The organism is Flavobacterium sp. Arc2 (assembly GCF_041431385.1).
In the GTDB taxonomy this organism is placed as follows: Bacteria; Bacteroidota; Bacteroidia; order Flavobacteriales; family Flavobacteriaceae; genus Flavobacterium.
On record NZ_JASMRH010000017.1, the window covers coordinates 102,949 to 109,812 of the forward strand.

5 protein-coding genes are annotated in these 6,864 nt (G+C 29.1%); 3 read left to right on the forward strand and 2 right to left on the reverse strand.

Features of this window, described 5'->3' with window-relative positions:
- The first annotated feature begins 253 nt into the window (after window positions 1–253).
- On the forward strand, window positions 254–1,012 hold the full coding sequence (locus tag QO182_RS13015) for a response regulator (RefSeq protein WP_371542449.1): 759 nt from the start codon (window positions 254–256) through the stop codon (window positions 1,010–1,012).
- A 195-nt stretch (window positions 1,013–1,207) separates the two neighbouring features.
- Here the strand turns inward: QO182_RS13015 and QO182_RS13020 are convergent, their stop codons facing one another.
- Window positions 1,208–1,573 (reverse strand): response regulator, encoded by a 366-nt coding sequence (locus QO182_RS13020; protein WP_371542452.1) that lies wholly within the window; start codon window positions 1,571–1,573, stop codon window positions 1,208–1,210.
- Window positions 1,574–1,782: 209 nt separating this feature from the next.
- Window positions 1,783–5,346 carry a PAS domain S-box protein gene (locus QO182_RS13025; protein ID WP_371562065.1) on the reverse strand — a complete coding sequence of 1,188 codons (3,564 nt, stop codon included), beginning with the start codon at window positions 5,344–5,346 and terminating at the stop codon, window positions 1,783–1,785.
- A 288-nt stretch (window positions 5,347–5,634) separates the two neighbouring features.
- On the opposite strand from QO182_RS13025, the gene QO182_RS13030 reads away from it, so the two are divergent.
- Both QO182_RS13030 and QO182_RS13035 read left to right on the forward strand, forming a co-directional pair.
- Window positions 5,635–6,012 (forward strand): hypothetical protein, encoded by a 378-nt coding sequence (locus QO182_RS13030; protein WP_371562067.1) that lies wholly within the window; start codon window positions 5,635–5,637, stop codon window positions 6,010–6,012.
- A 252-nt stretch (window positions 6,013–6,264) separates the two neighbouring features.
- Entirely contained in the window at window positions 6,265–6,543 is a 279-nt protein-coding gene (locus QO182_RS13035) for a hypothetical protein (protein ID WP_371562069.1), read from the forward strand.
- Window positions 6,544–6,864 lie beyond the last annotated feature (321 nt).

A 6,864-nucleotide genomic window follows, 5' to 3' on the forward strand; every position in this document is an offset into this window, starting at 1 on the left:
TACAATAAGTTTATCCGTTAAAATTGTAAAAATTTCAAAATAAAAGGTTGCTTATAACATCAAAAGAAGCCCGATTAGAGCATAGTATTGAACTTTAAATTTCCCACGTTTTATAAAGATAATTAAGCGATATATTGTAATATAATTTTTACTTACTTAAAAGTATTTATTTCAAATCTAACTAACTTAGTTAGTACGATATAATTAAAAAAAAATAGCTATAATTTAAAATTATAATGATTAAATTCGTACTATGAAATTAAAAAAAAAAATAGTATTAATTGAAGATGACTTAGCATTGGGTGCTTCTATTGCAGAGATATTAAATTTAAATAGTTTTGAAGTGAAATGGTTTAAAGATGGAGCAGAAGCAGTCCTTTATTTTAAAAACAAAACCTGTGATATTATTATTAGCGATTTTATGATGCCCAATATGAATGGAGAAGAGTTGTTTTTAAAAATTCAGCGTGAAATTAAACTAGACTCTATTCCTTTTATCATAATTACAGCTAACATTGATGAGGTGGTAAAATATAGACAATTAGAGAATGGTGTCAATGATTATATAACGAAACCTTTTAAGACAAAAGAACTAATATTAAAAATCAAAAACATATTAGCTTTCAAACAAAATATCATCAAAAAATTATCCCCTGACCCATTTTCCAAAGTGACAATAAAATTATCTGAAAAAGATTTTATTACATCCTTAAATGATGTCCTTGTAAAAACCATGAAGTCAAAAGTTTACACTACTGAATTATCAACAGCACTTTTCATGAGTAAATCAACAATTGACAAAAAAATAAGAAAACATACTAATAAAAACACAACTCAATACGTACGAGAGTTTAAGCTAGAATATGCTATAAAACTTATTAATCTGGGTGAAAAGAATATTCAGTTTCTAGCCGATGAAACAGGTTTTAATTCCTTCTCTTATTTTTCTACAAGTTTCAGATCATATACTGAAATGTCTCCTCGAGAATACATCAAATCATTAAAAGTTTAAAAGAATGCTTTTTTAATTTATTTTTGAGATTTAAAAATAAAAAAAAACTATTTAATTAAATCCTATTTTGCAAATAAATCATGGCTTATTTTTATAATTTAAGGCTACATTCTTTCAATTAAATTTTAAGCAATCAGCATAAGGTTGCATCAATCACTAGATTTCACTGTTTAAAAATAAACAGTCATTAAGGTATTACACTGAAAAAATATTAGACTCTATAACCTGCTTGAGTTCTTCAAAGGTAAATGGCTTGCGAACATATCCTTTTACATTAAACTCCGTGTTAATTAACTCGTAATCCAGATTTATCATTGCCGTCATTAATATTACCGGAATATGTGCATAATCTGAACACTTATGTTGCTCGAGAAAACCATATCCGTCAAGTTTTGGCATCATTAAGTCACAGAAAATTAATTCTGGCTCTTCATTTTGGACCTTTTCTAATCCATCTACTCCGTCAATTGCTTCAACAATTTCGTGCCCCAGTATCAAAAGGAATTCAGAAACTAATGTTCTTATTTCCATATCGTCTTCAATAATCAGAATTTTAGCCATTGTAAGTATTTATTACAATTTAATAAAAAAAAATATCTAAATTATAAAATTTAAACTTCAAAACAACTTATTTAGGTAATAAATTTTAATATTTGTTTAGCCTATAAAAAGCGATATGTTTTATTTTCATTTTAAAGAAACTGCATTTTCTAAAATTCATTAAACAAAAGGTGCACCATTTATTACCTTTTTTAAAGAAAAGATTTTTTTTATTTCAGCTTCGGAAATTGTAAGGTGATTTTAGTACCTTTTCCCAACTTACTTTCTAACGTTATTAAACCTGAGTTTCTTTCTGTAAAAATTTTAACTATATAAAGCCCCAAACCTGTTCCTGGGATGCCATTTGTATTACTAGCTCTAAAAAAAGTATTAAATAATTTACGTTGGTCTTCTTCAGGAATTCCAATACCAAAGTCAATAATTTCTACAGTAATTGAAGATTCTAATTCAAACAGATTAAAAACCACATTTACAGACCCTTTAGAATATTTAAAAGCATTATTCAATAAATTAATGAGACTATATTCCATAAGTTTTTGATCAGCAAAAACATCGAAATTATCACCTATAAATGAGGTTGTTATATTTATTCCTTTTTTTTGATTAACATCACATAATTCAAAAACATCAAAACAAATTTGCTTTAAATCAAACCTGATAGGGTGATAATTAGTTTTCCCTAAGTCATCTTTCGAAATAACTAGAACGGTATCCATTAATTCAACAAGACGATCAATTTCCCCTAAAATAGTATTTATTCTCTTTTCTAAAAGTGTCTTGTTTTCTATTTTCTGACTCGCAAGGTAGATTTCGATTAACTCAGCACTTGCTCGTATGGTCGTCATAGGAGTCCTGAATTCGTGTGAAATGGTAGAAACTAAGTTTGACTTTAAATCGTTCAATTCTCGTTCTTTTTGCATTGCAATTTCCACTTTTGCTTCTGCAACTTTTCTAGCTGTAATATCCCTAGTAGCAGAATGGAAACTATTAGCCCCAGAATCTTCTATTACCAAATTGGCTTTAATTTCACACCAAATATACAGCCCTTTTTTATTTATAAATCGAACTTCCACTGCCGTATCTTGTTTTCCTGCTATAAAATTCACTATGCTTCTTTGTAATCTTACTAAATCTTCAGGGTGTACAAAATAATCAGGAGATAATCCAACTAAATCTTCAGGAACGTAGCCTAGTATATAATTTATCGATGGTGAAACATATTGAAATTTACCATCCAGACTGTGTGAGCAGACCAAGTCAACCATGTTATCTGCTAGAACACGGTACCTATTTTTAGCTTCGTCCAGCTGCATAATCTTTATTTTATTATTTTCTTCTACTAATAACTTATTTGCTTGTCCTAATTCTTTTTTTATAGTAATATCGATAAAGTGGCAAATAAAGTGGATTAATTCCCCACAACTATTTTTTATTAGTGAAACAGATAAATGTATCCAAATACTACTTCCATTTTTATGAATGTATTTTTTTTCTCTACTTAAAGTAGATATAAATCCTGATGTTAGTAATTCTAAATTAGCCTGATCTATCTCTACCTCATCCGGATGTATAAGATCTGAAAATGTTCGCACTTTAAATTCTTCTTCTGTATATCCAAATATTTCTTCCATTTGGTTGTTTACTACCAACCAACCGCCTTTTAGTCCAACAATAGCTATACCAACTGGTGAATTAACAAATGCTCCTTTGAACTGCTCTTCACTTTGTGTTAATTCGTCTTTCAGCTTTTTTTCGTAAGTGATGTCTTGCTGCGCACCAATCGCACGAATGGCTTTACCATTAACATCTCTTAGAATTACTGCTTTATCTTTTACCCAAGCATAAGTGTTGTCAGATTTTAAATAGCGGTACTCATCAGACCATGTAGTCGCTCCTTCGCCAAAGGCCTTTTCAATATTATAAGCTACATAATCTATATCTTCAGGATGCACAAATTCAATACTTTCTGAAATATGTAAAGTACTATCCTCAAATTTGTGTCCAAATAAAGTAGGGCCTGTTCCTCCAAAAAAGACTTTTCCAGTTAGAAGGTCCCAGTCCCACATAGCATCTGAGGTAGCTTTACTGGCATGCTCAAATCTTTCGACACTTATTTTTAAAGCATCTTCTGCCGCTTTTAGCGACGTTATATCATTAAAGGAACATATTATATAAATCAATTCCTTATTATCTCCAAATACAGGTATTGCATTGACCAACAACCAAACCAAATCATTCGTCATAGGACGATGAACCCCCATAATAATATTATATAATGGTTTTAATAGTTTAATAGCTTGTGGAACTGGATGATCCTCAGATATAAAATCGGTCCCATCCAAGTGTATTACACGCCAGTCTTTATCGAAGGAAGTTTTACCCTGCAATTGGTCTTGCGTAAGGCCCAACATTTGACAAGCAGCATCATTGTTTTCCAATATTTCCGATTGTGCCCCTTGAACCATAATTCCAAATCCAGCATTCTTAATAATATTACTGGTTAGTTGTTTACTTTTAAGTAATTCCAATTGAGCATTTTTACTTTCGGTAATATCTACTGCAAAACCAATTAACACATCAAATGTTCCATCTTTATGAAACAAAGGGACTATTTTTCGACTATGAAAGGTTTTTTCCCCAAGCTTGTTATAGATTACTTCTTCCCATAGTGTTGGTTGTTTTGTCAATATTGCTTCTTCATACTTAATCGTTCGATTTATTGCAAATGTATCTTCTCGATTCGTTTTTTTTGCATATTCGAAGTCGTTTTTTCCAACAATAAATTTTCGTAGTTCTTCATTTATAATAGAACTAGGATTTACATACACATACCTAAAATCATTATCCAATACCGTTACTTGAGAAGGGATTCCATTTATAATTTTTTCGTAAAATTGTTTTTGCTGAACTAGTTTATTTTGACTTTCTACATATTCCGTTATATCTCTTGAGGCGCCAATAAAGAAGGTGCCTTTACTATTTACTAGTAAATCTATCTTGCAAGAAAACCACATATAATGACCATCCTTATGCCTGATTCTGTATGCATGCTCATTTATCTCATTTTTTTTTTGTCGCACCATATTTAAAAACTCCGAACAGGAGTCAAGGTCGTCTGGATGGATAAATTTATTATAACTACTTCCCAAAATATCATCATTCGAATAACCAATTGAACTGTTCCAGTTTTTCGATACATAAATGACATTTCCTTCTAAATCAAATTGATAAAAAACCTCCAATGAATTTTTGATAAGCAAATCAAAATTATTTCCCTTTTGATGCAACATGTCCTGTAACCTTTGATTTTCAAGATGCAACTGCAGTAAGGATTCTATTTGAAAGATGGTCTGGTTTATCGTTTTTAATTCAATTGAAGAAAGTTGTTTTGCCTCTTTATGTAAAATACATACTGTTCCTGGAACTAAACTTCCTGGCACTTTTATAGGAAATCCAGCAAAAAAATTAAAGGAATTATTGAAATCAATTGATTGAAATTTTAAATCATTTGGAAGATCTGACACTATTAAAAATTCATTACCATCAACAAGCTGCTGAAAACAAATAATATCAATTGGATTAGTTAAAGAATCTAAACCAATTTTAGATTTTATAGAATGCCCTTCAATGCCTGCTAGTGTAATAAAAGCATTTTCAATATCGCACATTTCTGACACAAATAATAACATCCTATCAAAATCATTATTTAATCCTAATAAAGTTAAATCAATAGAATTTGCTAAATTATTTTTATTTGAAAATGCAGTATTCATTTAAATTGATTTTATTTTTTAGTAAATAGTATATTGCGGCAAGATAACTTTTGTTTACATAATAAACATCTTAATCATAAGCTTAAAAAAAAATTATAGGTTTATTATTTTAACTAATAGGTACAATCAACACAAAAACGAAATTCATTTTATATTTTTGACACAAGATTTGGGGAATTTCTTGTTATACAGCTTAGTGTAATTTATTTTAACGATAAATTAAAGGTCTTTTTTGTAGGATATCAAAGGCTACTAGCTGTATATACAAGATGCTTAAAGTTATACTCTATGAATACCTTTAATTTAATCTACAACAAACTTATAGAAATCGAGAAGAATAATGAAAATTTTTCATTGACCGAAAAAACGCTAGTAATTACAGTAAAAAACAGTACCACAACAATTGATTTGAATAAGATTACTAACGTTAGAATAACCAAATTTAGAGTGTTGTTTTTTAATTATTTATTAGTGATTTTTATTTTAATATTCTATTTCTTTTTAAACACATTCACAGAAATTATTTCCACTTTACCTTTTTCGGCCAACGCAATATGTATGATTGCAATTTCGAGTTCTCTTTTTGTAAAAAAATATTCACATTCAGTCTTAATCAACACCATTGATTTGAACTATCTAAAAGTTAAAATAAGTACTAACTGTTAATAAAAAGTAGTATTATTTAATGATAAAGCTGGGTTAGCGTCCTTCTATCAATCAGAGTAATTAAAAAATCTAGCTGCAAATTTCTCATAAAAACCATATATGCAGTAGGATATGATACTTCTATAGTTATGTCAGTAAGTGAAGACGAAAGCCTCGGTGAAGCTCTAGCAGTTACTATCATATTATCCGAATCGGCAAAATTTAAACTCCTACCCTTTTTATTCATCTTATGTACTTTTAACAATTAAAAACATGAAAAACAATCAAACTTCAGATTCTAAAGAAAAATTAGAAAAACATAATACAACGTTAGAAACTTGGAAGAAACGAAAGTTAAGCGATATCAATTTAATTCCTTTTGAAACAGCTTGTACTTATCTAATTATTCCACATTCAATTAACAACATACCTAATATTACTAAACCTATCACAATCTTTAATAATAACGATAGTATAAGCATTCGACTAATCGATATTCCCAATCAATTCGATGAAATAAATGATCAAGACCAATTAACAACTAATTTATAAATCTATATAAACCAATTTGACGACTTACATTTTATAGTACAAATGCCAACTTTTCGGATTTTCGTTTTAAAGAAATGGTCTAAGACGATAAGTTGCCAATTCCAGTTTAAAGTGATGCCTAATTTTAGAGCAAAATGACCTCCTCCATTTTTTATTTAAAACTACTTTTTTTCATCTGTTAATTAGTATTCAAATATAATTAAAAATATTACCCTTTATTTATACCTCTTTTCGGATCAAGCGCAAAACCTGTGGAGCGATAAAAATTAGGCATAAATATTAGTTAGCCTAAAAAGAAAGAATTCCACATTTCGAACACCT

What these genes read in the sequence shown, in the direction of transcription:
- QO182_RS13015 (WP_371542449.1), top strand. Translation starts at nt 254, where the DNA reads ATGAAATTAAAAAAAAAAATAGTATTAATTGAAGATGACTTAGCATTG.
- QO182_RS13020 (WP_371542452.1), bottom strand. Translation starts at nt 1,573, where the DNA reads ATGGCTAAAATTCTGATTATTGAAGACGATATGGAAATAAGAACATTA.
- QO182_RS13025 (WP_371562065.1), bottom strand. Translation starts at nt 5,346, where the DNA reads ATGAATACTGCATTTTCAAATAAAAATAATTTAGCAAATTCTATTGAT.
- QO182_RS13030 (WP_371562067.1), top strand. Translation starts at nt 5,635, where the DNA reads ATGAATACCTTTAATTTAATCTACAACAAACTTATAGAAATCGAGAAG.
- QO182_RS13035 (WP_371562069.1), top strand. Translation starts at nt 6,265, where the DNA reads ATGAAAAACAATCAAACTTCAGATTCTAAAGAAAAATTAGAAAAACAT.